The 1632-nt window shown below is 49.0% G+C and carries 1 protein-coding gene; it reads right to left on the bottom strand.

From position 1 onward, the window contains the following. Positions 1 to 38 precede the first annotated feature (38 nt). Positions 39 to 1511 carry an IS5 family transposase gene (locus GBH70_RS16355; protein WP_151682009.1) on the bottom strand — a complete coding sequence of 491 codons (1473 nt, stop codon included), beginning with the start codon at positions 1509 to 1511 and terminating at the stop codon, positions 39 to 41. Positions 1512 to 1632 lie beyond the last annotated feature (121 nt).

Here is a 1632-nt window from a genome sequence, read left to right as displayed (position 1 = left end):
TAATTAGGGGCTGCTGAACGAACTCGTCGATGAACGTTTCAGCCCCATGAATAAAGGAAGTGATACCGTTTGATAAAATGCCAAAAAAGAAGACGGAGCCGGCGTTCCAGGTTCATGACTAAGAATTGTAACGCGATGACTGTTTCACTTGTTTTTTGAAGGCGCGCTTGAATAAGGCCCAGCCCATAACGGCGCTTGCCTTCGCCAAATTTCCCTTCAATCGCATTACGTTCTGCCGAATCCTTATGCGCGATGTGCTTTTGCTCGCTTTGAGCCTTCTTCGCAGGCCGTCCCAGCGGTAAGCCGCTCAGACGGATGCCTTTCTCTTTGCAGTATTTCCGATTCTCACGGTTCCTGTATATTTGATCGGCCAGGACGGCTTCGGGGTAATGACCGTAGCGTTCTCGATACCTTTCAACCGCTTCCTGTAAGGTCAAAGCTTCGTTATCATTGTTCCAACTCATTTTTTCGACCAAGGCATACCCATCCACCAGGCTGATGGCCACTTTGGCTCCGAATTCCACACGGGCTCTGGCCTTTCCCCGAACAATGGGGCGAACATGAGGCTGATGGATGCTGACGATACGATCCTCAATCCGGTGTGTGCGGTGCTTGTACATTTCCCGTTGCTGACGATACAGCTCTGAAATGACGAGAAGCTGTTTGTACTCCTGTTTATTCAATAGGGTCAAGGGACTGTGTTCCTTGAGTTTTTCGATCATGTGCAGATCGCGTTTCACATATCGGAGTTGTTGGCCAATGGCCTTCCGAATGGTTTTCGCTTTTGGGCGACGTTGCTTCGCAACGGCCAGAAAGGCTCGGTGTGCCTTTTGGCGATAAGTGCGCGGCTTCTTCCGGGTTCCGCGGAGAGGCTCAAAAAGGACGTCGATGAGGTGTTCCAATTTTTCACGGGCTTCATTCAAAAGGATCAAGTCCGTGGGATAGGCGATATCGGCCGGTGCACAAGTGGCATCCAACATCAATTTGCCCTTATGCGTCTCCGAATCCGGGGGAGTTGCGTGATCGTGATCTTTTCCTGTCGTCCCCGAACCGGCCGGGGGTTGATCCTCTTCATCATCGTTTGAAGAATCTTTAGCTTCCTGATGTTGTGCTTCCTTGACGATCCATTCGTTGACTTCTTGAATGATCTCCGGGCCTAACCGTTTGCGGAAGTGCGTCATCAGAGAGGGATCAAACGGCTGGCCTTCCTGAAACTCCGGAAAGCCAAGGAAGTATTGCAGGTAGGGATTTTCCGCAATGTGTTGCACCGTTTCCCGGTCACTCGTCTTCAATCGTTGTTGGATGATCAAGGCGCCCAGTGCGACTCGGACGGATAAGGCTTTTTGGCCTTTCATCGATTTCTTAAAGGATTGGGCGTATTTTTCTTCGACTTTCCACCAGGGAATCATTTGGGCGAGTTTGACCCAACGATTGTCTTTATTCAATTTACCGCCAAACGGCAAGAAAAAGTCATCCGGCAAAATAAGTTGGTTTTCCGTTCTTTTATACAAAGCAGGCGCCTCCAAGTGCAAGGTTTTTGCAGAATGAGTGATAAAATCCTTGCATTGGACTTCGACAAATAGGACTGAAAATCCTTGTAAATCAAGGAAATTTTATTTATTCAGCAGTCCC

The sequence above is a fragment of the Weizmannia acidilactici genome, from assembly GCF_008974225.1.
Classification (GTDB): domain Bacteria; phylum Bacillota; class Bacilli; order Bacillales; family Bacillaceae_C; genus Weizmannia; species Weizmannia acidilactici.
Note: the sequence above shows the minus strand (reverse complement) of the source record. Positions and strands in the feature narration are given on the sequence as shown.